This is a genomic window from Streptomyces sp. NPDC059695 (assembly GCF_042733785.1).
In the GTDB taxonomy this organism is placed as follows: Bacteria; Actinomycetota; Actinomycetes; order Streptomycetales; family Streptomycetaceae; genus Streptomyces.
This window is the reverse complement of sequence record NZ_JBHWFF010000028.1, coordinates 8,710-34,638: the sequence shown is the minus strand read 5'-3', so window position 1 is coordinate 34,638 and position 25,929 is coordinate 8,710. Positions and strand designations below refer to the sequence as shown.

Here is a 25,929-nt window from a genome sequence, read left to right as displayed (position 1 = left end):
GGTCTTCGAGACCGGGCGCTGCGGTGTGCGTGTGGGTGTGGGTTCGGTGTTCGTCGTCTCCCCCGCCCCGCGCGGCGCGTGCCACCCCACGACACCCCCTAGGCTTGCGCACCATGGACGCACTCGCCGGACTCCTCGACGGGCCACGCGCCAAGGGCGCCTTCCTGCTCCGCATGATCATGGAGCCGCCGTGGTCCGTGCGCATCGAGGACGAGGCCCCGGTCTGCCTCATGTGCGTCACCGAGGGCGAGGCCTGGATCGTCCCCGGCACCGGTGCGCCCGTCCTCCTGCGGCCCGGGGACATCGCCATCGCCCGCGGCCCCGAGCCGTACAACGTCGCCCACGCCCCCGACGCCCCGCCCCACGCCCGGATCGGCCCCGACGGCTGCTGCACCACCCTCGCCGGGGAACCGCTCTCCCAGTCGATGCGCCTCGGCGTCCGCACCTGGGGCAACACCCCCGACGGCGACACCACGGTGCTCGTCGGCACCTACCTGATGGACGGCGAGGTCGGCCGCAGGCTCCTCGACGCCCTGCCGGGCCTGGTGCACCTGCCCGCCGACGTGTGGAACTGCCCCCTCATGCCGTTCCTGGACGAGGAGATCTCCCGCGACGAACCCGGCCAGAGCGTCGTCCTCGACCGGGTCCTCGACCTGCTGCTCATCGCCGCCGTCCGCGCCTGGTTCTCCCGGCCGGGCGCCGAGGCCCCCGCCTGGTACCGCGCGATGGGCGACCCGGTCGTCGGCCGGGCGCTCCGGCTGCTCCAGAACGACCCCGCCCACCCGTGGACCGTCGCCTCGCTCGCCACGAAGTCGGGCGTGTCCCGGGCCGCGCTCGCCCGCCGGTTCACCGAGCTCGTCGGGGAGCCGCCGATGGCGTACCTCACCGGCTGGCGGCTCGCGCTCGCCGCCGACCTGCTGCGCGAGACGGACGCCACCGTCGAGTCCGTCGCCCGCCAGGTCGGCTACAGCGGGGCGTTCGCCCTGAGCGCCGCCTTCAAGCGCGTCCGGGGCGTCAGCCCCCAGGAGCACCGGGGGCGCGGCTGACGGCGCCGCACGCCCTTGCCGGACCGGCAACATTTCTCGCGTTTCCCGGCGGGTCGTCGCACGCTGGGTCCATGAGCCAGCATCACGCGTCCCGCCACGGCCATCAGCACGGCACCGGTCAGGACCACCGTCACCACGATCACACCCAGCCCGACTGGAACGAGATGGCCCCGCTCCTGGAGCGGCAGGCCGAGATCGCGAGCCCCGCCTACACGGAGGCCGCCGCCTGGCTGCGCACCCTCGTGCCCGTGCAGGGCGTCCGCAGGATCCTCGACGTCGGCAGCGGCCCCGGGGTCGTGACCGGTCTGCTCGCCGAGGCGTTCCCCGCCGCCGAGGCGGTCGCCGTCGACGGCGCTCCCGAGCTGCTCGCCCGTGCCCGGGCCCGCGCGGACGCCCACGGCCTCGGCGCCCGCGTCTCCACGCTCCACGCCGAACTCCCGGCGGACATCGGCACCCTGGGAACGGCCGACCTCGTCTGGGCGGGCAACTCCATGCACCACATGGGCGACCAGGGCGCCGCGCTCGCCGAGTTCGCGGGCCTGCTGAACCCCGGCGGCCTCGTCGTCCTCGTCGAGGGCGGCCTGCCCCGGCGCCACCTGCCCCAGCACATCGGGATCGGCAGGCCCGGCCTGGAGGCGCGGCTCGACGCCGCCCACGCCACCTGGTTCGGCGAGATGCGCGCCGACCTGCCGGGTTCCAAGGACGAGCCGGACGACTGGCGGGCGCTGCTCACCGCCGCCGGACTCACCCCGGCCGGCACCCGCACGTTCCTCGTGGACGTGCCCGCGCCCGTCTCCCCGGCCGTCCGGGAGCTGGTCCTCGCCCACTACGGCCGGCTGCGCGACGGTCTGGCCGCCCGCCTCGACGCCGACGACAAGGAGACGCTCGACCGGTTGCTCGACCCGGCCGACCCGCTCTCCCTGCACCACCGGGCGGACCTGTTCCACCTGACCGCCCACACGGTCCACACCGCGCGCAAGGGCTGATCACCCCCGCCGGCCGGGTCAGGACACCGGCTCCAGCCGCCACCACTGGAAAGGCGAGTCGGTGTCCTCCCACTGCCGGACGTTCCCCCCGTCCTCCATCGACGCGTCGGCGACCTCCAGGAAGAGGCCGCTGACGAAGCTCACCAGGGCCACCGTCCCCGGCGACAGAAGGTCCTGCTCGATGATCCACTCCTGCGCGCCGAAGTTGTTCGCCTTCCACTGCTGGATGTTCGCGCCGTTCTCCGTGGACGCGTTCGCGACGTCGAGCCGCTTGCCGCTCGCCGCGTTGACCAGGTGGTAGAGCCCGCCGCCGTCGGTCACGGGCGTGATGTGCCAGTGCTGCCCGGGAGTTCCGTTCCCGGCGCCCTGCTGCACGTTCGCACCGCTGCGACCCGACCCGCCGTACACCTCCAGGAGCAGCCCGCTCGCCACGTTCCGTACCCGGTAGAGGCCCGCCTCGACGGGCTCCGGGGCACCGCTCACCGTACCGACTCCTTCTCTTCGCCCGGCCGTTGGACAGCGCGGCCGGCCTGGCCGCACGCACCCCCGGGGTCCGTCTCCGACTCTACGTCCGGGGTACGACAACGGCCCGGACGCCGCCCGTGCCCGCCGCCGCGCACCCGTACGGCGCCTGGCACGATGTGCCGGTGACCGATCCCGAACTCCTCGCCCTGCTCGACGACCCCGCCCGGGTCCTGCGCCACGACCGCGCCGAACTCCGCTCCCGCCTCGACGTGTTGCCGGAGGAGCACGGCGGCGTGGGCCGCGAGGTGTTCACCCAGGCCGAGGCGGTGTTCGGGACGAGCCCGGTGACGCCCGCCGAGTTCGCCTCCTGGCTCCACTTCGCCGCCACCGTCCTCGGCCACCGGGAGTACGCCCGCGACGTGGCCGCCGCCGCACCGGGGCTCCCCTGGCGGACGGTGTGGGCCTGGTGGCGGCCGGTCGGCGCCCACGAGGCCGCGCCGAACCTCAGCGGGGACGGCTCCGCCGAGGCGTACGGGGCGGACGGCGCCGGGCTCCTGAGGGTCCGGGCCCTGTGGTGCGAGGACACCTGGTTCGACCTGGCCACCGGCGGGCCCCGGCCCGCCCCCGCCGAGGACACGGCCGAGCCGTACGAGGAGCCCGGGCACGACGGCCCCTGGCTGTTCGACGCCGAGGACACGTCCTGGGCGCTGCGGACCCCCGACGCCTGGGAGGAGCCCCTGCCGCTGGACGGCGGCAGGTACGTCTTCCAGGACGCGCGCGGGGTGGCCGTCGTGGAGCGCAACGACCCGGCGCTCGCCGACTGGCCCACCGGCGGCGCCCTGCCCGCCGGTCCGGCACCGGACTCCCGGCCGTGGTTCCGGCCCGGCACGAGGACCGCGGACGGCCCGCTCACCGCGACCCGCCTCGACGCGGTCTTCGGCCCCGCCCACGTCGTCCGCGTCCCGGCCGCCGGGCTGCCGGACGCCCTCACGCACGCGCCGACCCGGACGCTGCTCACCGGGGCCGGACTGCCCCGCCACTGGGGCGCGGGCGTCACGTCCTTCGCGGCGGCCGCCCCCTTCCTGGCCCCCGGCCCGGAGGGCCTGCTGCGCGTCGGCGCGTTCGACCTCGGGTACTGCGACGCCGGGGAGGTCCTCGTCCATCCCGCGACCGGCGCCGTCCTCCTGCGCCAGCCGGACGGCAGCCACGGCCCCGGCGGGGACGCCGCGTTCCCGCTCGTCCGCGACCTGGAGTCCTTCGTCCGGTTCCTGGAGGGCGTCCGCCGTCACATGGGCGTCTGCTGGGACCCGTATCCGGGGGAGGACGGCGTGCGGGACTTCCTCCGCGCGATGGAGGCCGTCGACGCCGGGGCCCTCGCCGAGGGCGCACCCGGCGCCGAGGTCTGGGAGCATCTCTTCGCGTCGATCACCGAGCTCGGGGTCGACGGCTACTGAGGGCCGCGCGGCCGACGGCTGCTGAGGTCCGCCCGGCCGACGGCTGTTGAGCACCGCGGGGGCGTCGCCTGAGCGGCGCCCCCGCGTCTCCGCTCAGGCGCCGACGTTGAACTCCGCCGGGTTCGGGCCCAGACGGTGGTTCTCGTCGAGGGCGGCGATCGCCGCCAGGTCCTCGGCGTCCAGCTCGAAGTCGAAGACGTCGATGTTCTCGCGGATGCGCGAGGGGGTGACCGACTTCGGGATCACGACGTTCCCCAGCTGGAGGTGCCAGCGCAGCACGACCTGGGCCGGCGTCCGCCCGTGCTTGCGGCCGATCGCGACGATCGCGGGGACGTCCAGGAGCCCCCTGCCCTGGCCGAGCGGCGACCACGCCTCGGTCGCGATGCCGTGCTCGGCGTGCGCCGCGCGCGACTCCGCCTGGGCCAGCTGCGGGTGCAGCTCGATCTGGTTGACGGCCGGCACGACCGAGGTCTCGCCGATCAGCCGGTCGAGGTGCTCGGGGAGGAAGTTCGAGACGCCGATCGCCTTGGCGCGCCCGTCCGCGAGGATCTTCTCGAACGCCCGGTAGGTGTCGACGTACGCGTCCTTCGCCGGAACCGGCCAGTGGATCAGGTACAGGTCGACGTAGTCGAGGCCGAGCTTGTCGAGGGAGGCGTCGAAGGCGCGCAGCGTCGAGTCGTGGCCCTGCTCGCTGTTCCACAGCTTCGTGGTGACGAACAGCTCCTCGCGGGCGATGCCCGAGCCGGCCAGGGCACGGCCCGTGCCCCGCTCGTTCTCGTAGATCGCGGCGGTGTCGATCGAGCGGTAACCGGCCTCCAGGGCCGTCGTCACGGCCGCCGTCGCCTCGTCGTCCGGCACCTGCCAGACGCCGAAGCCCAGCTGCGGCATGCTCACGCCGTTGTTCAGGGTGATCGAGGGAACGGTGGTGTCCGTGCTCACGTGGGATGGTTCCTTACGTCGTCGCGGGTCGTACGCGGTGCTTCGGTACGAGGGTCCTTTCTACGCCAACGATCACGGACCGCCCCGCATTCCGTCAGCCGTACAGGGCCGAGACCTCCGCCGCGTACGCCCGCTCGATCGCCTTCCGCTTCAGCTTGAGCGAGGGGGTCAGCAGCCCGTGCTCCTCACTGAACGGATGAGCCAGGATCCGGAACGTCCTGATCGACTCCGCCTGCGAGACCAGCGTGTTCGCCGCCACCACCCCCCGCCGGATCTCCGTCTCGAGGGCCGGGTCGCGCACCAGCTCGGCCGGGGAGAGCGGCGCCCGCCCCTGCATCGCGAGCCAGTGGTCCACGGCCTCCTGGTCGACGGTCACGAGAGCCGCGATGTACGGCCGGTCGTTGCCGACCACGATGCACTGGGCGATCAGCGGATGCGCCCGCACCCGCTCCTCCAGCGCGGTGGGGGAGACGCTCTTGCCGCCCGAGGTCACCAGGATCTCCTTCTTCCGCCCGGTGATCGTCAGGTAGCCGTCCTCGTCGAGGGCGCCGATGTCCCCGGTGGCCAGCCAGCCGTCGTTGAGGACGGCGGCGGTCGCCTCCGGCGCGTTCAGATAGCCGGAGAAGACCTGGCCGCCGTGCAGCCACACCTCGCCGTCCTCCGCGATGTGCACGGTCGTCCCCGGGACCGGCTGCCCCACGGTGCCGTACTTGGTCCGCCCCGGCGGGTTCGCCGTGGCGGCCGCCGAGGACTCGGTCAGCCCGTACCCCTCGAAGACCGTGACCCCCGCGCCCGCGAAGAACAGCCCCTGCCGGCGGGCCATCGCCGAGCCGCCCGACATCGCGTGCCGCACCCGCCCGCCCAGGGCCGCCCGCACCTTGACGTACACGGTCTTCTCGAAGAACTGGTGCTGCACGCGCAGCGCGGCCGACGGCCCGGGGCCGGTCCCGAAGGCCTTCTGCTCCAGCGCCTCCGCGTACGCGACCGCCACCTCCACGGCCTTGTCGAACGGGCCGGTCCTCCCCTCGCCCTCCGCCTTGCGCCGCGCCGCGTGGAAGACCTTCTCGAAGACGTACGGCACGGCCAGGACGAACGTCGGCCGGAACGCCACCAGGTCCGGGAGCAGCTCGGCCGCCGCCATCACCGGCTGGTGCCCCAGCTTCACCCCGCACCGCACCGCAGCGACCTCCACCATCCGCCCGAAGACGTGCGCCAGCGGCAGGAACAGCAGCGTCGAGGCCTGCTCGTCGGGCCGGGAGCGGAACACCGGCTCCCAGCGGCCCGTCAGCATGTCCGTCTCGAACATCAGGTTCGCGTGGGTGATCACGCAGCCCTTCGGGCGACCGGTCGTCCCCGAGGTGTAGATGACCGTCGCGACCGTCTCCGGGGTCACGGCCCGCCGGTGCCGGTGCACGACCTCCTCGTCGATGTCCGCGCCCGCCGCCGTCAGCTCGCCCACCGCGTCCGCGTCCAGCTGCCACAGCCGCTGGAGCCGGGGCAGCCGGTCGATCACCGAACCGATCGTCATCGCGTGGTCCTCGTGCTCCACCACGCAGGCCGTGACCTCGGCGTCGTACAGCATCCAGAAGACCTGCTCGGCGGAGGAGGTCGGGTAGACCGGCACGGGCTGCGCGCCCAGCGTCCACAGGGCGAAGTCGAAGAGGGTCCACTCGTACCGGGTCCTTGCCATGATCGCGACGCGGTCGCCGAACCGCACGCCCTCCGCGATCAGCCCCTTCGCGAGCGCCATGACCTCGTCCCGGAACCGGGCTGCGGTCACGTCGTGCCACTGCCCGTCCGGGCCCTTGCGGCCGAAGGCGATCCGGCCGGGCTCGGCGAGGGCGTGATCGAACACGGCGTCCGCCAGACCGCCGACCTGAGGCGCCGCCTCGACGGGCGGCACGGTGAACTCGCGCACTGACCTGCTCCTCGACGGCTCGGTGGCTTCGACGGCTCGGTGGCTTCGGTGGTTCGTGGGCTTCGACGGCTCGGTGGCTGGAAAAGCCCGTTGTCGCACTCCGTACGGCGCCGGTGACGGTACCCCACGGGACCCGGCCGTGGGAGGGCCTTCACCAAGCCGGGACATTCCGTGTTCGTACAGGTCAGGGCAGGTGGGACGGTCAAGTCGGGGGCGACTCGGGGTGGTTACTGACCGGACGGTAGGTCCTCCGGAGGCGAATCTCCACGGAATCTGTACCGGCCGCTCACGCCCCGCCCCCGCACCACCGACGTGGCGCCTTCTCGCCGTCCGCCTCAGCGGGGCCGGTGCAGGCGGTCGCCGCCCGCCAGGATCGCCTCCGCCAGGGCGTCCGCCGCCTCCTGCGTCTCCCCGCCCCGGCGCCCCCTGCGCAGCACGAACCCCACGTCCCCGAGCTCCGGCAGCCCCGCGCGGGGCGGCACCGGGACCAGTCCCTGCGGCACCAGGCCCCGCGTGTGCGCCATGACCCCGAGCCCCGCGCGGGCCGCCGCCACGTTCGCGCTCAGGCTGGAACTCGTGCACGCGATCCGCCACGCCCTGCCCTGCGCCTCCAGGGCCTCCAGGGCCCGCGCCCGGGTGATCCCCGGCGGCGGGTACAGGATCAGCGGCACCGGACGGTCCGGGTCGAGCCGCAGCCCCGGCGCGCCGATCCAGACGAGGGTGTCCTCCCACACGAGCCGGCCCTCGCTCTCCGCCCCGCGCCGCTTCGCCAGGATCAGATCGAGCCGGCCCGCCGCGAGCCGGGCCTGGAGCGTCCCCGACAGCTCGACCGTCAGCTCCAGGTCGACCTCGGGGTGCTCGCGCCGGAAGGACTCCAGGATCTCCGGCAGCCGGGTCGTCACGAAGTCCTCCGACGCGCCGAACCGCAGCCGCCCCCGCAGCCGCGTACCGCCGAAGAAGGCCGCCGCCCGCTCGTGCGCCTGGAGGATCGTCCGCGCGAAGCCCAGCATCGCGTCGCCGTCCTCGGTGAGCTCCACGCGATGGGTGTCCCGGGCGAACAGCGGACGGCCCGCCGCCTCCTCCAGGCGCCGCACGTGCTGGCTGACGGTCGACTGGCGCAGCCCGAGCCGCTCCGCCGCCCGCGTGAAGCTCAGCGTCTGGGCCACGGCGAGGAAGGTGCGCAGCTGGGTGGGCTCGTACACACCCCCGACGTTATCGCGGATCGCGATGACAGTCAGAGGGCTGTACGGGATTCCCGATCACCGGGCCGTGGAGCAGGATGGACGGGCGCGATCCCCCGTAGGAGTCCTGGAGCCCATGACCACCCGCACGCCCGGCGGCACCGCACGCCGCACCCTTCGCCTGCCGTCCCGGCTGCCCGTCGACGGGTACGTCCTCGCCCTGCTCGGGACGGTCGCGCTCGCCGCGCTGCTCCCGGCCTCCGGGGCCGCCGCGCGCGTCACGGAAGGCGCGTCGACCGGCGCCGTCGCCCTGCTCTTCTTCCTCTACGGCGCCCGGCTCTCCACCCGCGAGGCCCTCGACGGCCTCAAGCACTGGCGGCTCCACCTCACCGTGCTCGGCGCCACCTTCCTGGTCTTCCCGCTCCTCGGCCTCGCCGCCCGCGGGCTCGTGCCCGGCGTCCTCACCCCCCAGCTCTACAGCGGGTTCCTCTTCCTCTGCCTGGTGCCCTCCACCATCCAGTCCTCCATCGCGTTCACCTCGATCGCCCGGGGCAACGTGCCCGCCGCGATCTGCGCCGGCTCCTTCTCCTCGCTCGCCGGCATCGTCCTCACCCCGCTGCTCGCGGCACTCCTCCTCCGTGAGAGCGCGGGCGGCCTGTCCGCCGACGCGCTCCTGAAGATCGTGCTCCAGCTCCTCGTGCCCTTCATGGCCGGGCAGTTCCTGCGCCGCTGGGTCGGAGGCTTCCTCGTCCGGCACAAGAAGGTCCTCGGACACGTCGACCGGGGGTCGATCCTCCTCGTCGTCTACACGGCTTTCAGCCAGGGCATGGTCGCCGGCATCTGGCACCTGGTGACCCCCGCGCGGCTCGGCGCGCTGCTCGCCGTCGAGGCCGTGCTCCTCGCGGTGATGCTGGCCCTGACCTGGTACGGGGCCCGGCGCATGGGCTTCGACCGGGCCGACCGGATCGCGATCCAGTTCGCCGGCTCGAAGAAGAGCCTGGCGGCCGGGCTGCCGATGGCGAGCGTCCTCTTCGGCCCGCAGGCCTCCCTCGCCGTGCTCCCGCTGATGCTCTTCCACCAGATGCAGCTGATGGTCTGCGCGGTCATCGCGAAGCGCCGCTCCCAGGACCCGGAGCCCGCGCGGGCACCCCTGCCCGCCGCCGTACCCGCCCCGGGGGTGGCGTCGACCGGCACGTGACCGGTGCGCGGCCTGTCGGCCGGATCACGTCCACTCCCCGCCCGTGGTGATCATCCGGGCCGCTACGGTGCTCCCATGCCCGCACTCGTACCCGGCAGCACCGCGCTCGTCCTCGTCGACCTGATGGAACGCATCGTCGCGCTGCCCCTCGCCCCCCGCCCCGGCACGGACGTCCTCGCCGCCTCCGCGCGACTCGCCGACACCTTCCGGGCCGCCGGCGCGCCCGTCGTCCACATCCGCGTGGAGCGGCCGAACGTCGACGCCCAGCCGCCCGGCAGCGAGCTCGTCCCCGACCTCGTCCACGACGGAGACCCCGTCGTCGTCAAGCGCACGATCGGAGGCTTCCAGGACACCGGCCTCCACGAGCTGCTCTCCGGACTCGGCGCCACCACCCTCGTCCTCGGCGGCATCGCCACCAACCTCGGGGTCGAGTCCACCGCCCGCGCCGCCTGCGACCTGGGCTACGAGCTGGTCTTCGCCGAGGACGCCATGGCCGCCCTCACCGCCGACGAGCACCGCGCCTCCGTCGAGCTCGACTTCCCGCGCCTCGGCACCGTCGCCCCCGTCTCCGGCATCACGCTGGACGGCCCCGAATGACCCCGGTGCCGATACGGTACGGGGCCCGCCCCTGCTCCCTGGTCGTCTGCCGCGGCTGCTGCTGCGGCGACGCCCGCAAGAACCCGGGCATGGACCACGCGGGCCAGCTGGCCCGCCTGCGCGCGGCCGCCGCGGCCTCCGGGGGCCGCCTGCTCGTCCGTACCAGTGACTGTCTCGGCCCCTGCGCCCAGGCCAACGTCCTCGTCGTCCAGCCCTCCACCGAGGGACGGCGCCGGGGCGGCCGGGCCGCCTGGATCGGCTGGAGCGCGGACGAGGACTGCCTCGACGAGGTCCTCGCCTGGACCGAGGCCGGCGGCCCCGGCGTCAGCCCGCCACCGGCCACCCTCGCCCTCCAGATGATCGAGCCGCCGAAGAACTAGACGCGTCGTTCCGCCCGGGATCGCCCGACTTCGTGCCGTGTTCATGCCATGGGTGTGTCATAGTCGGACGCTGTGTGGACAACGCTTGCGCCGCTCATCGGCGTCCTGCTCGGCGGGCTCATGTCGATGCTGGCCCAGCGCTCGGCAGGACGCGCCCTGGAACGCGGCGAGGCGCGCCGCAGTGTTCGTGAACGTGCCGAGGCGCGCCGCGGCGAGCGGCTCACCCACCTCGTCGAATTCCTGTCCGCGGTGCAGGAAGCCGAGCGGGTCGCGGTGGATCGGTACCACCACAACCTGGCCGACGAGCAGTGGACGGCCCGGGCGGGGCAGGTCCTCGACCGGGTGTGGGTGATGCAGAAGACGATCCACGTACTGTGCACGTCCGAGGTCAACGAAGCGGCACGCAGCCTCGCGTGGGCCGTACAGGAGGTGGTCAGGAAGGGCCCCGAAGACCCGGGAGAGCCACAGGACGAGAAGATCTGGGCGCACATACGTCCGAGCCGACAGGCATTCCTCGATCTCGTGCGCGACCAGCTGAGCGAAACCCCGGGAGGGATGCGGCAGCTGCCGTGAGCGGCCCGGGACAGGCAGGACCGGCTCCCGCCTCCACGGTGCGGCGACCGTCATCCACTCCGCCGGCTCCTGGAGGGACGCAACGCCCGCCTCGGCGCAGGAGGCGTGCGTGCCACGGGCCGCGGCAGGCCGTCGAACGGCCCCTCGGCCCCTCGGCGAGCTGATCACGATCACCTCGGCACGACTCGGCTAGGACGTCTTCACGTCGATCCGGTGCTCGCCCGCGTACACGTTCATGTCCGGCCCCCGCAGGAAGCCGACCAGCGTCAGACCCGTCTCGGCCGCCAGGTCCACGGCGAGCGAGGACGGCGCGGACACCGCGGCGAGCACCGGGATCCCCGCCATCACCGCCTTCTGCGCCAGCTCGAACGACGCCCGCCCCGACACGAGCAGCACCGCGCGCTCCAGCGGCAGCAGCCCCTCCCGCAGCGCCCGCCCGACGAGCTTGTCCACCGCGTTGTGCCGGCCCACGTCCTCCCGTACGTCGAGCAGCTCGCCGTCCTCCGTGAACAGCGCCGCCGCGTGCAGCCCGCCCGTCGAGTCGAAGACCCGCTGCGCCGCCCGCAGCCGGTCCGGGAGCAGCGACAGGAGGCCGGGGGACAGCCGGACCGGGGGAGTGTCGGCGATCGGGAAGCGGGCGGTGGTACGGACCGCGTCGAGGCTGGCCTTGCCGCACAGCCCGCACGAGGACGTCGTGTAGACGTTCCGCTCCAGCGAGATGTCCGGGACCACCACACCGGGCGCCAGCTGCACGTCCACCACGTTGTACGTGTTCCGGCCGTCCTCGGTGGCGCCCGCGCAGTACACGATGTTCCGCACGTCCGACGCCGCCGCCAGGACCCCCTCGCTCACCAGGAAGCCGGCCGCGAGTGCGAAGTCGTCGCCCGGAGTGCGCATGGTGATCGCGATCGGCCGGCCGTTCAGCCGGATCTCCAGCGGCTCCTCCGCCACCAGGGTGTCGGGCCGTGTGGTGACCGCACCGCCCCGGATCCGCAGGACCCGCCGTCGCTCGGTGACACGTCCCATGGTGACCGCACTCGATTCTCTCCGCAGGAAAGGCCGGGAAGGCCCTGACCGCCCCATTCTCCGCCACGCCCGTGCCCGTGCGCGCACCCGCTCCCGCCTGGCATGTTGTCATGGTCGGCCAAGCGATTCGGGGGAATGTTGGTGGTTTACGTCACCGGTTACCGATCAGTCGCTGGCAAGACTGGGGGATCCTGCCGACGAACGAACCACCTAGGGGGTCCCGAGTATGACGGGCACTCGCATTGCCGCGCTCGGGCACTACCAGCCCGCCAAGGTGCTGACCAACCACGACCTGGCCGAGCTGGTCGACACGAGCGACGAATGGATCCTCAGCCGGGTCGGCATCCGCACCCGGCACGTCGCCGGACCGGACGAGCCCGTCGACGAGCTCGCCGCCCACGCGGGCGGCAAGGCCCTCGCCGCCGCCGGTCTCACCGCCGGCGACATCGACCTCGTCCTCGTCGCCACCTCCACCGCGATCGACCGCTCGCCCAACACCGCCGCCCGGGTCGCCGCCCGTCTCGGCATGGGCTCGCCCGCCACCATGGACCTCAACGTGGTCTGCGCCGGCTTCACCCACGCGCTCGCCACCGCCGACCACGCGGTCCGGGCCGGGGCGGCCCGCCGCGCCCTCGTCATCGGCGCCGACAAGATGACCGAGATCACCGACTGGACCGACCGCACCACCTGCGTCCTCACCGGCGACGGGGCCGGTGCCGCGATCGTCGAGGCCACCGAGACCGACACCGGCGCCATCGGCCCCGTCCTGTGGGGCTCGGTCCCGGAGATGGGTCACGCCGTCCGCATCGAGGGCACCCCGCCCCGCTTCGCCCAGGAGGGCCAGTCGGTCTACCGCTGGGCCACCCAGCAGCTGCCCGCCCTCGCCCGGAAGGCCTGCGAGCGCTCCGGCATCGCCCCCGAGGACCTCGCGGGCGTCGTCCTCCACCAGGCCAACCTGCGGATCATCGAGCCGCTCGCCGCGAAGATCGGCGCGGTGAACGCCGTCGTCGCCCGCGACGTCGTCGACTCCGGCAACACCTCGGCCGCCTCCATCCCGCTGGCCCTGGCCAAGCTGGTCGAACGTGGTGAGCTGCCCTCCGGCGCCCCGGTCCTCCTCTTCGGTTTCGGCGGCAACCTGTCCTACGCCGGTCAGGTGATCCGGGTCCCGTAGGACCGCACCGCGAAGGGGCCCGGGGGTGTCGCACTTTCCGGGCCCCTTCGCGGTCCTCCGTGCCCCGTTCGGCGGAGCCCGGTGGCGGCGCGCCGGGGGCGGACCTAGCTTCGATCGCGGTGAGGGTGGTCTCCTTCCCGACGCGGAATCGCTCCGCGACCGGGGCCCTCCCGTGATCTGGAGGACCCGCCATGCGCGCGATACGTGCCGCTTCCGCCGCCCTGCTCAGCGCCGCCGCCGTCGTGGCGTTCGCGCCCACGGCCCTGGCCGGCGACGGCGACCGCGACATCACGTCGTTCGGCTTCTCCGTCACGCCCGCGACGATCGCGCCCGGCGGAACCGTCACCCTCAGCTCGGACGGCTGCGAGGTGCCGTCCGTGACCGTCACCTCCGGGGTGTTCGAGACCGTCACCCTCACCGAGGGTCGCCCGGGCAGCGCGACCGTCGACGTCGACGCCAAGGCCGGAGCCCAGTACGAGATCACCTTCGACTGCAAGGGTGAGCGGGGCACCGCCCCGCTCACCATCGCCCAGGGCGGTGGCGACCCCGGCACGCACACCGGAGCGCAGAAGGGCGTGAAGGCCGGCTACGGCACCGCCGCCGGCACGGACACCCACGGCCTCGGCGTCACCGAGGCGGTCACCGGCGTCCTGCTGATCGCCGGCGCGCTCGGTGCCGCCGTCGTGCTGACCCGCCGCCGCGCCGGTGGCCGCGCCTGACCGCCGGGACCCCGGGGCATCCCCAACGGCCCCTCCGCCCCGGTGTGACGAGGTCCGGGGCGGAGGGGCGCCAGTACGTGGTGAAGGGCGGCGCGGCGGGACGCGCCGCCGCGGCGTGCGAGGAGGGCGGCGGACGTGAGGCGTGCGGACGGTACGCGGCGCGCGGAGGAGGCCGGGGAGCGGGTGGACGGCACCACGGCCGGGACCGGAGCCGGTCCCGGCACCGGACGGCGCGGCGCCTGGGGCGCCATCGCCGTCGTCCTCCTCATCGGCGTGCACCTGCTGCGCGGCGGCACGGGTGAGCTCCGGGCCGCCGGCCCGCCCCAGCCCGTCGCCGCGGCCGCGCCCGACGGGCCCCGGGCCGGCCTCGCCGCGCTCGCCCCCCTTCGCGCACCCGCCCCGCTGCCCGCCTCGCCCCCGGTCCGGGTGCGCGTCCCCGCCGTCCGCATCGACGCGCCCGTCACCCGGGTGGGACTCGACGCCGACGGCTGGATCGAGGCCCCGCCGCCCGAGGAGGACCGGCTCGCGGGCTGGTTCACCGGTGCGGTCACCCCCGGCGAGCGCGGCACGGCCGTCGTCGTCGGCCACGTCGACACCCCGGGCGGCCGGGCCGTCTTCTACGACCTCGGCGCCCTCGGCAAGGGGCACCGGGTCGAGATCCTCCGCCGCGACGGCAGGACCGCCGTCTTCGCGGTGTACGGGGTCGAGGTCGTCCCGAAGGAGGGCTTCCCGGCCGAGCGGGTCTACGCGGACTCCGGCGTCCCCGAACTGCGGCTCATCACCTGCGGCGGCACCTTCACGCAGGGGAGCGGCTACGCGGGCAACGTGGTGGTCTCGGCCCGCCTCGTCGAGGTGCGCTGACCGCGCCTTCTCCCCGACCGGCATCCGTCTTTGTCCTCAACCGGGAAGAAGTCGGGGTCGATTCCTGCTCAACTTCTTCCCACCCCGGTACGCCACTGCTACGTTCCCCTCGAAAGCCCGAACACGAGCGTGTGCGAGAGGGAGGGGCGCGTGAGGCGCATGACGGCACGACCCGCCAACCGGCACCAGGCGCGGCTCCTCCGGCTGCTGCGCGACGGAGGTCCCAACTCCCGCGCACAGCTGGGCGACCAGATCGACCTCTCGCGCTCCAAGCTCGCCGTCGAGGTCGACCGGCTCCTGGAGACCGGCCTCGTCGTCGCCGACGGCCTCGCCGCCTCCCGGGGCGGCCGCCGCTCGCACAACATCCGCCTCGCGCCCGAACTCCGCTTCCTCGGCGTCGACATCGGCGCCACGTCCATCGACGTGGCCGTCACCAACGCCGAGTTGGAGGTGCTCGGGCACCTCAACCACCCCATGGACGTCCGCGAGGGCCCCGTCGCCGTCTTCGAACAGGCCCTGTCGATGGCGGCGAAGCTCCGCTCCACGGGCATCGCGGAAGGGTTCGACGGCGCCGGCATCGGCGTCCCCGGCCCCGTCCGCTTCCCCGAGGGCGTCCCCGTCGCACCCCCGATCATGCCCGGCTGGGACGGCTTCCCCGTACGGGAGGCGCTCAGCCAGGAACTCGGCTGCCCCGTCATGGTCGACAACGACGTGAACCTCATGGCCATGGGGGAGCAGCACGCCGGTGTCGCCCGCTCCGTCGGCGACTTCCTCTGCGTCAAGATCGGCACCGGCATCGGCTGCGGCATCGTCGTCGGCGGTGAGGTCTACCGCGGTACGACGGGCAGCGCCGGCGACATCGGGCACATCCAGGTCGAGCCCGACGGCCGCCCCTGCGCGTGCGGCAACAACGGCTGTCTGGAAGCCCACTTCAGCGGCGCGGCCCTGGCCCGCGACGCCGAGGACGCGGCGCGCGCCGGCCGGTCGGAGGAGCTCGCCGCCCGCCTCGCGGCGGCCGGACACCTCAGCGCCGCGGACGTCGCCGCGGCCGCCGCTGCGGGCGACGCCACCTCGCTCGCCCTCATCCGCGAGGGCGGCAACCGGGTCGGGCAGGTCATCGCCGGACTCGTCAGCTTCTTCAACCCCGGTCTGGTGGTGATCGGCGGCGGAGTCACCGGCCTCGGTCACAACCTCCTCGCCAGTGTCCGCACCCAGGTCTACCGGCAGTCCCTGCCCCTGGCCACCGGCAACCTCCCCATCGTCCTCGGAGAACTGGGCCAGACCGCCGGAGTCACCGGCGCCGCCCGCCTCATCAGCGACCACCTCTTCTCCCCGGCGTAACACGCCGACCCGGTCCGCCGGCCGGACCGGCGGCGCGCGCCCGCCGGCTCGCCCCCGTACCCGAACGCGCTCCTGTACCCGCACGCACCCCCGTACCTCCACGCCACCCCGTACCCCCACCCCCGTACCCCCACAGCCAAGGCACACCCGCGTCCGCCGGAGGCCACCCGCCGCCCGCACCCGCCGAGGGGAACTTCGTCATGGCCCCAGAACCACGCCCACCCCTGCTCACGATGGAAGGCATCACCAAGACCTTCCCCGGCGTCCGCGCCCTCGACGGCGTGGACCTCGACGTCGCCCCCGGCGAGGTCCACTGCCTCCTCGGCCAGAACGGCGCCGGGAAATCCACCCTCATCAAGGTCCTCGCCGGCGCCCACCAGCCCGACGACGGCCGCATCACCTGGAACGGCGCACCCGTCCGGCTCCGTTCCCCGAGCGCCGCCGTACGGCTTGGCATCGCCACCATCTACCAGGAGCTCGACCTCGTCGAAGGGCTCTCCGTCGCCGAGAACGTCCACCTCGGACACGAGCCCACCACCGCCGGCTTCGTCCGCGCCCGCGCCGCCCGCGCCACCACCACCGCCCTCCTGAAGCGGCTCGGACACCCCGAGATCGACCCCGCCCGCCGCGTCGCCGAACTCTCCGCCGCACAGCGGCAGATCGTCTCCATGGCCCGCGCCCTCTCCCACGACGTGCGCCTCATCGTCATGGACGAACCCTCCGCCGCCCTCGACCCCGACGAGGTCGCCAACCTCTTCCGGATCGTCGCCGACCTCACCGCCGACGGCGTCGCCGTCGTCTACATCTCGCACCGCCTGGAGGAGATACGCCGCATCGGCGACCGCGTCACCGTCCTCAAGGACGGCCGGGCCGTCGCCCGCGGCCTGCCCGCCGCGACCACGCCCACCCGGGACGTCGTCGCCCTCATGACCGGCCGGGACGTCCCCTACGTCTTCCCCGAGAGGCCCGCGGGAGCCCGCACCGCCGAACCCGTCCTCCGCGTCCAGGGCCTCGCCAGGGCAGGGGAGTTCGAGGCGCTCGACCTGGAACTGCGCCCCGGGGAGATCGTCGGACTCGCCGGGCTCGTCGGCTCCGGGCGCTCCGAGATCCTGGAGACCGTCTACGGGGCGCGCAGGCCCACCGCCGGCCGGGTCCTCGTCGACGGACGGCCGCTGCGGCCCGGCAGCGTCCCCGCAGCCGTCCGCGCCGGCCTCGGCCTCGCCCCCGAGGAACGCAAGGCGCAGGGCCTGCTCCTCCTCGAATCCGTCACCCGCAACGTCTCCGTCTCCTCCCTCGCCCGCTTCTCCCGGGCCGGCTGGATCGACCGCACCGCCGAACGCGCCACCGCCAGGACCGCGACCCGCGAGCTGTCGCTGCGCCCCGACCAGCCCGAGGCGAGGATCCGCACCCTCTCCGGCGGCAACCAGCAGAAGGCGGTCCTCGCCCGCTGGCTGCTCCGCGGCTGCCGCGTCCTCCTCCTCGACGAACCGACCCGCGGCGTCGACGTCGGTGCCCGCGCGGAGCTGTACGCCGTCATCCGCCGCCTCGCCGACGACGGACTCGCCGTCCTCCTCGTCTCCAGCGAGGTGCCCGAGGTCCTGGGCCTCGCCGACCGCGTCCTGGTCCTGCGCGAGGGCCGGGTCGTGCACGAGGCGCCCGCCCGCGACCTCGACGAACACCGCGTACTCGACCTCGTGATGGAAGGGAGTCCGACCGCATGACGCTCACCACCCCGGCCGAGGTGCCGGCCCGGGAGGGCCGCCGGGGCGCGCTCGGCCTCAGGGCCGACGTCCGCAACCTGTCCCTCCTCGGCGTCCTCGCCGTCCTCGTTCTCGTCGGCGGCCTCACCCGGCCCGCCGAGTTCCTCGCCGGATCCAACCTCCAGCTCGTCCTGACCCAGGCCTCCGTCATCGGCGTGGTCACCGTCGGGATGACCTTCGTCATCACCAGCGGCGGCATCGACCTCTCCGTCGGCGCGATCGTCGCCCTCGCCTCCGTCTGGGCCACCACCCTCGCCACCCAGGAGTTCGGCTTCGCCGGGATCCTCTTCACCGCGGTGGCCGTCGGACTCGGCTGCGGCCTGGTGAACGGCGTCCTCGTCGCGTACGGCGGAATGGTCCCCTTCATCGCCACCCTGGCGATGCTCGCCTCCGCCCGCGGCCTCGCCCTCCAGATCACCGACGGCAGGACGCAGATCGTCACCGTCCCGTCCGTGCTCGACCTCGGCGTCCCCGACGCCTACGTCCTCGGGATCCCGCCGCTCGTCCTCGTCTTCGCCGCCGTCACCGCGGTGGGGTGGCTGCTGCTCAACCGCACCACCTTCGGCCGGCGCACCGTCGCCGTCGGCGGCAACCCCGAGGCCGCCCGCCTCGCCGGCATCGACGTCCGCCGCCAGCGCCTGTACCTCTACCTGCTCTCCGGCCTGTGCTGCGGCATCGCCGCCTTCCTCCTGATCGTTCTCGCGGGCTCGGGCCAGAACACCAACGGCAACCTGTACGAACTCGACGCCATCGCCGCCGCCATCATCGGCGGCACCCTCCTCAGCGGCGGCCGCGGCACCATCGTCGGCTCCGTCCTCGGCGTCCTCGTCTTCACCACCATCACCAACATCTTCGCCCTCAACAACCTCCAGAGCGACGTCCAGCAGATCGCCAAGGGCGCGATCATCGTGGCCGCCGTCCTGGTCCAGCGCCGCACGGTCCGCGACGCCGACGCCTGACCCTCCCCCGCCCCGCAGCTCCCCCCCCGAAGGGTTGATCCGCCATGCCCGAAACCAGCCGCAGACACCTCCTCCTCGGTGGCGCCGCCGTCTCCGCCGGAGCCGTCCTCACCGCCTGCACGAGCAACGAGCCCAAGAACCAGGCGCCTGTCGCGAGCGCCGCCCCCGCCGCCGACGACAAGCCCGGCACCCCCGTCACCATCGGCTTCGCCGGACCGCAGGCCGACCACGGCTGGCTCAACGCCATCAACGAGAACGCCCAGCGACGCGCGAAGCGGTACGCCGACGTCACCCTGGAGATCACCGAGGCCTCCAACGACACCGCCGCCCAGATCGGCCAGGTCCAGACCCTCATCAACAAGAAGGTCGACGTCCTCGTCGTCCTCCCCGCCGACGGCAAGGCCCTCACCCAGGTCGGCCTCCAGGCCATGAAGGCCGGCATCCCCGTCGTCAACCTCGACCGGATCTTCGCCTCCCCGCAGGCCTACCGCTGCTGGATCGGCGGCGACAACTACGGCATGGGCCTCAACGCCGGCCGCTACATCGGCGAGCAGCTCAAGGACAAGCCGGACGCCACCGTCGTCGAACTCGCCGGCATGGACAGCCTGGAGCTCACCAAGCAGCGCAGCCAGGGCTTCGACGACGCCCTCAAGAACTACCCCAACATCCGCAAGGTCGCCCGCCAGGCCGCCGACTTCACCGTCGAGTCCGGCCAGGCCAAGATGGCCCAGCTCCTCCAGGCACAGCCGAGGTTCGACGCGCTGTGGAACCACGACGACGACCAGGGCGTGGGTGCGCTCCGCGCCATCGCCCAGGCCGGCCGCAAGGACTTCCTCATGGTCGGCGGCGCGGGCGCCAAGTCCGCCATGGACGCCATCAAGGCCGGTGACAGCGTCCTCAAGGCCACCGTCCTCTACCCGCCGACGATGGCCGCCTCTGCGATCGACCTCGCCCGCGCCCTCGGCCAGAAGAAGGGGATCGGCGGCATGTCCGAGCTGGAGATCCCCGCCTCGATCACCCTCTACTCGGCCGTCGTCACCCGGGAGAACGTCGACGAGTACCTGCCCACCGGCTTCAACTGACCACCGACGCCGGCACGCACCACCAAACGGGAGGAACACAGATGGAAGAGACGCTCGGCGTCGGAATGGTCGGCTACGCCTTCATGGGCGCCGCCCATTCGCAGGGCTGGCGCACCGTGGGACGCGCCTTCGACCTGCCGCTGCGGCCGGTCCTCGCCGCCGTCGCGGGCCGGGACGCCGCCGCCGTGCGGGCCGCGGCCGACCGGCACGGCTGGGCGGCGGCGGAGACCGACTGGCGGGCCCTCGTGGCCCGGGACGACGTCCAGCTCGTCGACGTCTGCACGCCCGGCGACAGCCACGCTGAGATCGCGGTGGCCGCCCTGGAGGCGGGCAAGCACGTCCTGTGCGAGAAGCCGCTCGCCAACACCGTCGCGGAGGCCGAGGTGATGGCGGCGGCCGCGGAGGCCGCCGCCGCGCGGGGGCAGGTCGCCATGGTCGGCTTCAACTACCGTCGGCTGCCCGCCCTCTCGTACGCCCGGAGGCTGATCGCCGAGGGCCGGCTGGGCGCCCTGCGGCACGTCCGTGTCACGTACCTCCAGGACTGGCTCGTCGACCCCGGCTTCCCGCTGACCTGGCGTCTGGAGCGGGAGCACGCCGGGTCGGGGGCGCTCGGGGACCTCGGGGCGCACGCGGTGGACCTGGCCCAGTTCCTGGCGGGGGAGCACCTGGTGGGGGTGTCGGCGCTCACCGAGACCTTCGTACGGGAGCGGCCGCTGCTCGCCGGGGTCGCCGCCGGACTCTCGGCGGGCCCGGGCTCCGGCGCGTACGGTGCCGTGACGGTCGACGACGCGGCCCTGTTCACCGGGCGGCTGGCCTCGGGGGCGCTCGCGTCCTTCGAGGCGACCCGGATGGCGGCCGGCCGCAAGAACGCGCTGCGTCTTGAGATCAACGGGGAGAAGGGGTCCCTCGCCTTCGACCTGGAGCGGCTCAACGAACTGTCCTTCCACGACCACACCGAGCCCGCCGTCTCGGCCGGCTTCCGGCGCATCCTCGTGACCGAACCCGGCCACCCGTACCTGGAGGGCTGGTGGCCGCCCGGCCACGGACTCGGCTACGAGCACACCTTCGCCCACCAGGCCCGCGACCTGGTCCTCGCCGTCGCGACCGGGACCGCCCCGGCGCCGTCCTTCGCGGACGGGCTCCAGGTCCAGCGGGTGCTGGCCGCGGTGGAGGAGAGCGCGGAGAAGAACGCCGTGTACACCCCCGTACCCCGACAGGAGCCGTGACGTGCCCCGACCCTTCACCCTGTTCACCGGCCAATGGGCCGACCTGCCCCTGGAGGAGGTGTGCCGCCTCGCCCGCGACTTCGGCTACGACGGACTCGAACTCGCCTGCTGGGGAGATCACTTCGAGATCGACAAGGCTCTCGCCGACCCGGCGTACGTCAAGGGCAGGCGTGAACTGCTCGACGCGTACGGGCTGAAGTGCTGGGCGATCTCCAACCACCTGGTGGGGCAGGCGGTCTGCGACCATCCCATCGACGAGCGGCATCAGGCGATCGTGCCCGCCCGGATCTGGGGGGACGGCGATGCCGAGGGCGTGCGACGGCGGGCCGCCCGTGAGCTCGCGGACACCGCGCGGGCCGCGGCGGCGCTCGGCGTCGACACCGTCGTCGGCTTCACCGGCTCGTCGATCTGGCACCTGGTGGCGATGTTCCCGCCCGTGCCCGAGCGCATGATCGAGCGCGGGTTCGAGGACTTCGCCGAGCGGTGGAACCCGATCCTCGACGTCTTCGACACCGAGGGCGTCCGCTTCGCCCACGAGGTGCACCCGAGCGAGATCGCGTACGACTACTGGACCACCGGGCGGGCCCTGGACGCGGTCGGCCGGCGGCCCGCCTTCGGGCTCAACTTCGACCCCAGCCACTTCGTCTGGCAGGACCTCGACCCCGTCGGCTTCCTGTGGGACTTCCGCGACCGGATCTACCACGTGGACTGCAAGGAGGCCCGCAGGCGGCTCGACGGCCGCAACGGGCGGCTCGGCTCCCATCTCCCGTGGGGCGATCCCCGTCGCGGCTGGGACTTCGTCTCCGCGGGGCACGGCGACGTGCCCTGGGAGGACGTCTTCCGGATGCTGCGGTCCATCGGCTACGGGGGGCCCGTCTCCGTCGAGTGGGAGGACGCCGGCATGGACCGGCTGACGGGTGCGCCCGAGGCGCTGTCCTTCCTCAAGCGGTACGACTTCGACCCGCCCGCGGCCTCCTTCGACGCCGCCTTCGGGAGCGGTGACTGACGGTCCCGCCTTCCACCGCGAGAGCTTTGTCCTCTCGCGGTGGAAAGTTCGATCGAAGCGCGCACAAGGGGTTCACGGAGTGGACGAACCTCGCTACGGTCCCTGATGTGTACATGGCGTAACTGGCCCATTCGACCAGCGTGACGGCGCACGCCGGTCCCCGGACACCCGCACACCCCTACTCCGGAGGACATCCGTGCACAGACAACGACTCCGAGCCAGGAAGACCCTCGCCCTCCTCGCCGTCGGACTGCTCGCCCTCGGCGCCCCCCAGGCCCTCGCGGCCGAACCGGAGGCCGCCGCCACCCCCGCCGCGGTGGCTCCCACGGCCTCGGGCGACGAGGAGTTCCAGCAGGTCACCCTCGCCAAGGGCGGCGAAGAGACCGGCGAACCCATGTCCCTCGCCGTACTCCCCGACCGCAGCGTCCTGCACACCGACCGCGGCGGCGAACTCCGCCGCACCGACGCCGCCGGCAACACCGCCGTCATCGGCACCGTCCCCGTCTACTCCCACGACGAGGAAGGCCTCCAGGGCATCGGCATCGACCCGGACTTCGAGCGGAACCGGGCCGTCTACCTCTACTACGCCCCGCCGCTCGACACCCCCACCGGCGACGCCCCCGAGAACGGCACGCCCGCACAGTTCGCCCCGTACGACGGCGTCAACCGCCTCTCCCGCTTCACGCTGAACGCCGACTTCACCCTCGACAACAGCAGCGAGAAGAAGGTCCTCGACATCCCCGCCACCCGCGGCATCTGCTGCCACGTCGGCGGCGACATCGACTTCGACGCCCAGGGCAACCTCTACCTCTCGACCGGCGACGACTCCAACCCCTTCGCCTCCGACGGCTTCACCCCCATGGACGACCGCCCCGGCCGCAACCCCGCCTTCGACGCCCGCCGCACCTCCGGCAACACCAACGACCTCCGCGGCAAGATCCTCCGCATCAAGGTCGCCGAAGACGGCGGCTACACCGTCCCCGACGGCAACCTCTTCGCCCCCGGCACCGCGAAGACCCGCCCCGAGATCTACGCCATGGGCTTCCGCAACCCCTTCCGCTTCAGCGTCGACCGGGCCACCGGCATCCTGTACGTCGGTGACTACGGCCCCGACGCCGGCGCCGCCGACCCCGCGCGCGGACCCGCGGGACAGGTCGAGTTCGCCCGCGTCACCAAGCCCGGGAACTTCGGCTGGCCCTTCTGCACCGGAGCCAACGACCCCTACGTCGCCTACGACTTCGCCACGAAGACCTCCGGCGCCACCTTCGACTGCGGCGCACTGAGGAACGAGTCGCCGTACAACACCGGACTCGTCGACCTGCCCCCGGCCGAACCCGCCTGGATCCCCTACAACGGCGGCTCCGTACCCGAGTTCGGCACCGGCTCCGAATCACCCATGGGCGGCCCCGTCTACCGCTACGACCCCGCCAGCACCTCCCCGGTCAAGTTCCCCGAGGCCTACGACGGCGACTTCTTCGCCGGGGAGTTCGGCCGCCGCTGGATCAAGCGCATCGACCAGGACGCCGACGGCACCGTCCGGTCCATCAACCCCGTCCCCTGGACCGGCACCCAGATCATGGACATGGCCTTCGGCCCCGACGGCGCCCTCTACGTCCTCGACTACGGCACCGCCTGGTTCGGCGGCGACCAGAACTCCGGCCTCTACCGCATCGAGAACGCCACCGGCGGCCACTCGCCCGTCGCCGAGGCGAGCGCCACCAAGACCTCCGGCACCACCCCCCTCAAGGTCACCTTCTCCTCCGCCGGCACCACCGACGCCGACGGCGACACCCTCACCTACAGCTGGGACTTCGGCGACGGCGCCACCGCCACCACCGCCGACCCCACCCACACCTACCGCGCCAACGGCACCTACGTGGCGACCGTGACCGCCAAGGACACCACCGGCCGCACCGGATCCGCCTCCGTCCACATCACCGTCGGCAACACCGCACCCAAGGTCACCCTCCAACTCCCCGCCGAAGGAGCCCTCTTCACCTTCGGCGACGACATCCCCTTCAAGGTCACCGTCACCGACCCCGAAGACGGCACCATCGACTGCGCCAAGGTCAAGGTCACCTACGTCCTCGGCCACGACAGCCACGGCCACCCCGTCACCACCGCCAACGGCTGCACCGGCACCATCAAGACCTCCGCCGACGGCGGCCACGACGACGACGCCAACATCTTCGCCGTCTTCAACGCCGAGTACACCGACGGCGGAGGCGGCGGACAGGCCGCCCTCACCGGCAGCGACCAGGCCAAACTCCAGCCCCGCCACCGCCAGGCCGAACACTTCGACACCCAGAGCGGCATCCGCACCTACGACAAGACCGAGGCCCACGGCGGCCGCACCGTCGGCGACATCGACAACGGCGACTGGATCGCCTTCACGCCCTACCAGCTCGCCGGAGCCACCAAGCTCACGGCCCGCGTCTCCTCCGGCGGCGCCGGCGGCTTCCTCGAAGTCCGCACCGGCTCACCCACCGGCACCCTCCTCGGCTCCGCCCCCGTCCCCGTCACCGGCGGCTGGGAGACCTTCCAGGACATCGACGTCCCCCTGCGCGCCGCACCCCGCAAGACCACCACGCTCCACCTCGTCTTCAAGGGCGGCGCGGGAGCCCTCTACGACCTCGACGACTTCACCCTCTCCAGCACCCCCGTCGACCGCACCACCAAACGCGTCCTCGTCTTCTCGAAGACCGCCGGCTTCCGCCACGACTCCATCCCCAGCGGCATCACCGCCCTCAGGGAACTCGGCGCGGACAGCAACATCGTCGTCGACACCACCGAAGAACCCCGCCAGTTCACCACCCCCAACCTCGCCCGCTACGACGCCGTCGTCTTCCTCTCCACCACCGGCGACGTCCTGAACGCCGACCAGCAGACCGCCTTCGAGAACTACATCTCCACCGGCGGCGGCTACATGGGCATCCACGCCGCCGCCGACACCGAGTACGACTGGGCCTTCTACGGCGGCCTCGTCGGCGCCCACTTCCAGTCCCACCCCCAGATCCAGCCCGCCACCGTCCGCGTCGAGGACCACGACCACCCCGCCACCGCCCACCTCGGCGGCACCTGGCAGCGCACCGACGAGTGGTACAACTACCGCACCAACCCCCGCGACCAGGCCCGCGTCCTCGCCACCCTCGACGAGACCACCTACCAGGGCGGCACCATGAAGGGCGACCACCCCATCGCCTGGTGCCAGACCTACGGCGGAGGCCGCTCCTTCTACACCGGCGGCGGCCACACCCAGGAGTCCTACACCGACCCCGCCTTCCGGCAGCACCTCCTCGGCGGCCTCCAGTACGCCACCGGCCGGACCAAGGCCGACTGCCGCCCGCGGACCGGCGACCGCGCCCTCTTCAACGGCGAGACCCGCGAAGGCTGGAAGCAGGCCGGACCCGGCGCCTTCGACGTCACCGACGGCGAACTCCGCAGCACCGGCGGCATGGGCCTCCTCTGGTACCAGGCGAAGGAATTCCGCTCCTACTCCCTCACCCTCGACTGGAAGCTCACCGGCGACTCCAACTCCGGCGTCTTCCTCGGCTTCCCCGCCTCCGACGACCCCTGGTCCGCCGTGAACAACGGCTACGAGATCCAGATCGACGCCACCGACACCCCCGACCGCACCACCGGCGCCGTCTACGGCTTCAAGTCGGCCGACCTCAAGGCCCGCGACCGGGCCCTCCGCCCGCCCGGCCAGTGGAACACCTACGAACTCCGCGTCACGGGCGAACGCGTCCAGGTCTTCCTCAACGGCATCAAGATCAACGACTTCACCAACACCGACCCGGCCCGCAGCCTCACCAGCGGCCACATCGGCATCCAGAACCACGGAGCCGGTGACCAGGCCGCCTTCCGCGACATCCGGATCAAGGAGCTCCCCTCCTGACGGGAGCCCCCACCAGACGACGGTGGGCGGGGAGGCGCCGTACCCCCCCCCCCCCCCCACCCCCCCACCCCCCCCCCCGGGGGGGGGCGGCCTCCTATCCACCCCCCCACGCCCGGGGATGTGGGGCCTCCGGGGGAGTCGCA

22 protein-coding genes are annotated in these 25,929 nt (G+C 73.2%); 17 read left to right on the top strand and 5 right to left on the bottom strand.

Going from position 1 to position 25,929, the window contains the following annotated elements; all coding sequences use genetic code 11:
- Positions 1–113 precede the first annotated feature (113 nt).
- Together ACFV2S_RS28995 and ACFV2S_RS28990 are read left to right on the top strand one after the other, a co-directional pair.
- Positions 114–1,046 (top strand): cupin domain-containing protein, encoded by a 933-nt coding sequence (locus ACFV2S_RS28995; protein WP_385565079.1) that lies wholly within the window; start codon positions 114–116, stop codon positions 1,044–1,046.
- A 71-nt stretch (positions 1,047–1,117) separates the two neighbouring features.
- The gene (locus ACFV2S_RS28990; RefSeq protein ID WP_385565075.1) at positions 1,118–2,032 is read left to right on the top strand and encodes a class I SAM-dependent methyltransferase; all 915 of its coding nucleotides are present in this window, start codon (positions 1,118–1,120) and stop codon (positions 2,030–2,032) included.
- A gap of 18 nt (positions 2,033–2,050) precedes the next feature.
- On the opposite strand, the gene ACFV2S_RS28985 is transcribed toward ACFV2S_RS28990, so the two are convergent.
- Positions 2,051–2,515 carry an RICIN domain-containing protein gene (locus tag ACFV2S_RS28985; RefSeq protein ID WP_385565072.1) on the bottom strand — a complete coding sequence of 155 codons (465 nt, stop codon included), beginning with the start codon at positions 2,513–2,515 and terminating at the stop codon, positions 2,051–2,053.
- A gap of 164 nt (positions 2,516–2,679) precedes the next feature.
- Between ACFV2S_RS28985 and ACFV2S_RS28980 the strand changes: the two genes are divergently transcribed.
- The gene (locus ACFV2S_RS28980) at positions 2,680–3,951 is read left to right on the top strand and encodes an SUKH-4 family immunity protein (RefSeq protein WP_385565069.1); all 1,272 of its coding nucleotides are present in this window, start codon (positions 2,680–2,682) and stop codon (positions 3,949–3,951) included.
- Positions 3,952–4,044: 93 nt separating this feature from the next.
- Here ACFV2S_RS28980 and ACFV2S_RS28975 read toward each other — a convergent pair whose 3' ends face one another.
- The 3 genes from ACFV2S_RS28975 to ACFV2S_RS28965 form a co-directional block, all read right to left on the bottom strand.
- The gene (locus tag ACFV2S_RS28975) at positions 4,045–4,839 is read right to left on the bottom strand and encodes an aldo/keto reductase (protein ID WP_385565232.1); all 795 of its coding nucleotides are present in this window, start codon (positions 4,837–4,839) and stop codon (positions 4,045–4,047) included.
- Between the two features lie 145 nt (positions 4,840–4,984).
- The gene (locus ACFV2S_RS28970; protein ID WP_385565066.1) at positions 4,985–6,808 is read right to left on the bottom strand and encodes an AMP-dependent synthetase/ligase; all 1,824 of its coding nucleotides are present in this window, start codon (positions 6,806–6,808) and stop codon (positions 4,985–4,987) included.
- 335 nt (positions 6,809–7,143) lie between these two features.
- Complete coding sequence (locus tag ACFV2S_RS28965) at positions 7,144–8,010, bottom strand: LysR substrate-binding domain-containing protein (protein WP_385565063.1); 867 nt, start codon at positions 8,008–8,010, stop codon at positions 7,144–7,146.
- Between the two features lie 115 nt (positions 8,011–8,125).
- On the opposite strand from ACFV2S_RS28965, the gene ACFV2S_RS28960 reads away from it, so the two are divergent.
- From ACFV2S_RS28960 to ACFV2S_RS28945, 4 genes are all read left to right on the top strand, one after another.
- Entirely contained in the window at positions 8,126–9,187 is a 1,062-nt protein-coding gene (locus ACFV2S_RS28960; protein ID WP_385565060.1) for a bile acid:sodium symporter family protein, read from the top strand.
- A gap of 75 nt (positions 9,188–9,262) precedes the next feature.
- Positions 9,263–9,784, top strand: coding sequence for an isochorismatase family protein (locus ACFV2S_RS28955; protein ID WP_385565058.1), 522 nt, complete (start codon positions 9,263–9,265; stop codon positions 9,782–9,784).
- Positions 9,781–10,164: a (2Fe-2S) ferredoxin domain-containing protein gene (locus ACFV2S_RS28950; RefSeq protein ID WP_385565055.1), complete on the top strand. Its 384-nt coding sequence runs from the start codon at positions 9,781–9,783 to the stop codon at positions 10,162–10,164. Before ACFV2S_RS28955 ends, ACFV2S_RS28950 begins: the two co-directional genes overlap by 4 nt.
- A 72-nt stretch (positions 10,165–10,236) precedes the next feature.
- On the top strand, positions 10,237–10,737 hold the full coding sequence (locus ACFV2S_RS28945; protein WP_385565053.1) for a hypothetical protein: 501 nt from the start codon (positions 10,237–10,239) through the stop codon (positions 10,735–10,737).
- A gap of 189 nt (positions 10,738–10,926) precedes the next feature.
- Here ACFV2S_RS28945 and fdhD read toward each other — a convergent pair whose 3' ends face one another.
- Positions 10,927–11,763, bottom strand: a complete 837-nt coding sequence (gene fdhD, locus ACFV2S_RS28940; RefSeq protein ID WP_385565050.1) for a formate dehydrogenase accessory sulfurtransferase FdhD — start codon at positions 11,761–11,763, stop codon at positions 10,927–10,929.
- 226 nt (positions 11,764–11,989) lie between these two features.
- Between fdhD and ACFV2S_RS28935 the strand changes: the two genes are divergently transcribed.
- The 10 genes from ACFV2S_RS28935 to ACFV2S_RS28890 all read left to right on the top strand — a co-directional run bounded on the left by ACFV2S_RS28935 (position 11,990) and on the right by ACFV2S_RS28890 (position 25,786).
- The gene (locus ACFV2S_RS28935) at positions 11,990–12,934 is read left to right on the top strand and encodes a beta-ketoacyl-ACP synthase III (protein WP_383802108.1); all 945 of its coding nucleotides are present in this window, start codon (positions 11,990–11,992) and stop codon (positions 12,932–12,934) included.
- Between the two features lie 191 nt (positions 12,935–13,125).
- Positions 13,126–13,653: a hypothetical protein gene (locus tag ACFV2S_RS28930; protein WP_385565047.1), complete on the top strand. Its 528-nt coding sequence runs from the start codon at positions 13,126–13,128 to the stop codon at positions 13,651–13,653.
- 183 nt (positions 13,654–13,836) lie between these two features.
- Complete coding sequence (locus ACFV2S_RS28925) at positions 13,837–14,514, top strand: class F sortase (RefSeq protein ID WP_385565228.1); 678 nt, start codon at positions 13,837–13,839, stop codon at positions 14,512–14,514.
- A gap of 159 nt (positions 14,515–14,673) precedes the next feature.
- On the top strand, positions 14,674–15,855 hold the full coding sequence (locus ACFV2S_RS28920; RefSeq protein WP_385565044.1) for an ROK family protein: 1,182 nt from the start codon (positions 14,674–14,676) through the stop codon (positions 15,853–15,855).
- A gap of 200 nt (positions 15,856–16,055) precedes the next feature.
- Entirely contained in the window at positions 16,056–17,576 is a 1,521-nt protein-coding gene (locus ACFV2S_RS28915; RefSeq protein ID WP_385565041.1) for a sugar ABC transporter ATP-binding protein, read from the top strand.
- Entirely contained in the window at positions 17,573–18,574 is a 1,002-nt protein-coding gene (locus ACFV2S_RS28910; RefSeq protein ID WP_385565038.1) for an ABC transporter permease, read from the top strand. The genes ACFV2S_RS28915 and ACFV2S_RS28910 overlap by 4 nt, the downstream gene beginning before the upstream one ends.
- A 44-nt stretch (positions 18,575–18,618) precedes the next feature.
- Positions 18,619–19,656, top strand: coding sequence for a substrate-binding domain-containing protein (locus ACFV2S_RS28905; protein WP_385565035.1), 1,038 nt, complete (start codon positions 18,619–18,621; stop codon positions 19,654–19,656).
- A gap of 41 nt (positions 19,657–19,697) precedes the next feature.
- Positions 19,698–20,882, top strand: a complete 1,185-nt coding sequence (locus ACFV2S_RS28900; protein ID WP_385565032.1) for a Gfo/Idh/MocA family protein — start codon at positions 19,698–19,700, stop codon at positions 20,880–20,882.
- Between the two features lies 1 nt (position 20,883).
- Positions 20,884–21,888: a sugar phosphate isomerase/epimerase family protein gene (locus ACFV2S_RS28895; protein ID WP_385565029.1), complete on the top strand. Its 1,005-nt coding sequence runs from the start codon at positions 20,884–20,886 to the stop codon at positions 21,886–21,888.
- Between the two features lie 196 nt (positions 21,889–22,084).
- Positions 22,085–25,786 carry a ThuA domain-containing protein gene (locus ACFV2S_RS28890; protein WP_385565026.1) on the top strand — a complete coding sequence of 1,234 codons (3,702 nt, stop codon included), beginning with the start codon at positions 22,085–22,087 and terminating at the stop codon, positions 25,784–25,786.
- The last annotated feature ends 143 nt before the right edge of the window (positions 25,787–25,929 follow it).

Bases quoted from the DNA above. Each gene is read 5' to 3' on its own strand.
- fdhD (WP_385565050.1), bottom strand. From the start codon at position 11,763: ATGGGACGTGTCACCGAGCGACGGCGGGTCCTGCGGATCCGGGGCGGT.
- ACFV2S_RS28910 (WP_385565038.1), top strand. From the start codon at position 17,573: ATGACGCTCACCACCCCGGCCGAGGTGCCGGCCCGGGAGGGCCGCCGG.
- ACFV2S_RS28905 (WP_385565035.1), top strand. From the start codon at position 18,619: ATGCCCGAAACCAGCCGCAGACACCTCCTCCTCGGTGGCGCCGCCGTC.
- ACFV2S_RS28920 (WP_385565044.1), top strand. From the start codon at position 14,674: ATGACGGCACGACCCGCCAACCGGCACCAGGCGCGGCTCCTCCGGCTG.
- ACFV2S_RS28950 (WP_385565055.1), top strand. From the start codon at position 9,781: ATGACCCCGGTGCCGATACGGTACGGGGCCCGCCCCTGCTCCCTGGTC.
- ACFV2S_RS28990 (WP_385565075.1), top strand. From the start codon at position 1,118: ATGAGCCAGCATCACGCGTCCCGCCACGGCCATCAGCACGGCACCGGT.
- ACFV2S_RS28900 (WP_385565032.1), top strand. From the start codon at position 19,698: ATGGAAGAGACGCTCGGCGTCGGAATGGTCGGCTACGCCTTCATGGGC.
- ACFV2S_RS28930 (WP_385565047.1), top strand. From the start codon at position 13,126: ATGCGCGCGATACGTGCCGCTTCCGCCGCCCTGCTCAGCGCCGCCGCC.
- ACFV2S_RS28935 (WP_383802108.1), top strand. From the start codon at position 11,990: ATGACGGGCACTCGCATTGCCGCGCTCGGGCACTACCAGCCCGCCAAG.
- ACFV2S_RS28995 (WP_385565079.1), top strand. From the start codon at position 114: ATGGACGCACTCGCCGGACTCCTCGACGGGCCACGCGCCAAGGGCGCC.
- ACFV2S_RS28960 (WP_385565060.1), top strand. From the start codon at position 8,126: ATGACCACCCGCACGCCCGGCGGCACCGCACGCCGCACCCTTCGCCTG.
- ACFV2S_RS28975 (WP_385565232.1), bottom strand. From the start codon at position 4,839: ATGCCGCAGCTGGGCTTCGGCGTCTGGCAGGTGCCGGACGACGAGGCG.
- ACFV2S_RS28955 (WP_385565058.1), top strand. From the start codon at position 9,263: ATGCCCGCACTCGTACCCGGCAGCACCGCGCTCGTCCTCGTCGACCTG.
- ACFV2S_RS28915 (WP_385565041.1), top strand. From the start codon at position 16,056: ATGGCCCCAGAACCACGCCCACCCCTGCTCACGATGGAAGGCATCACC.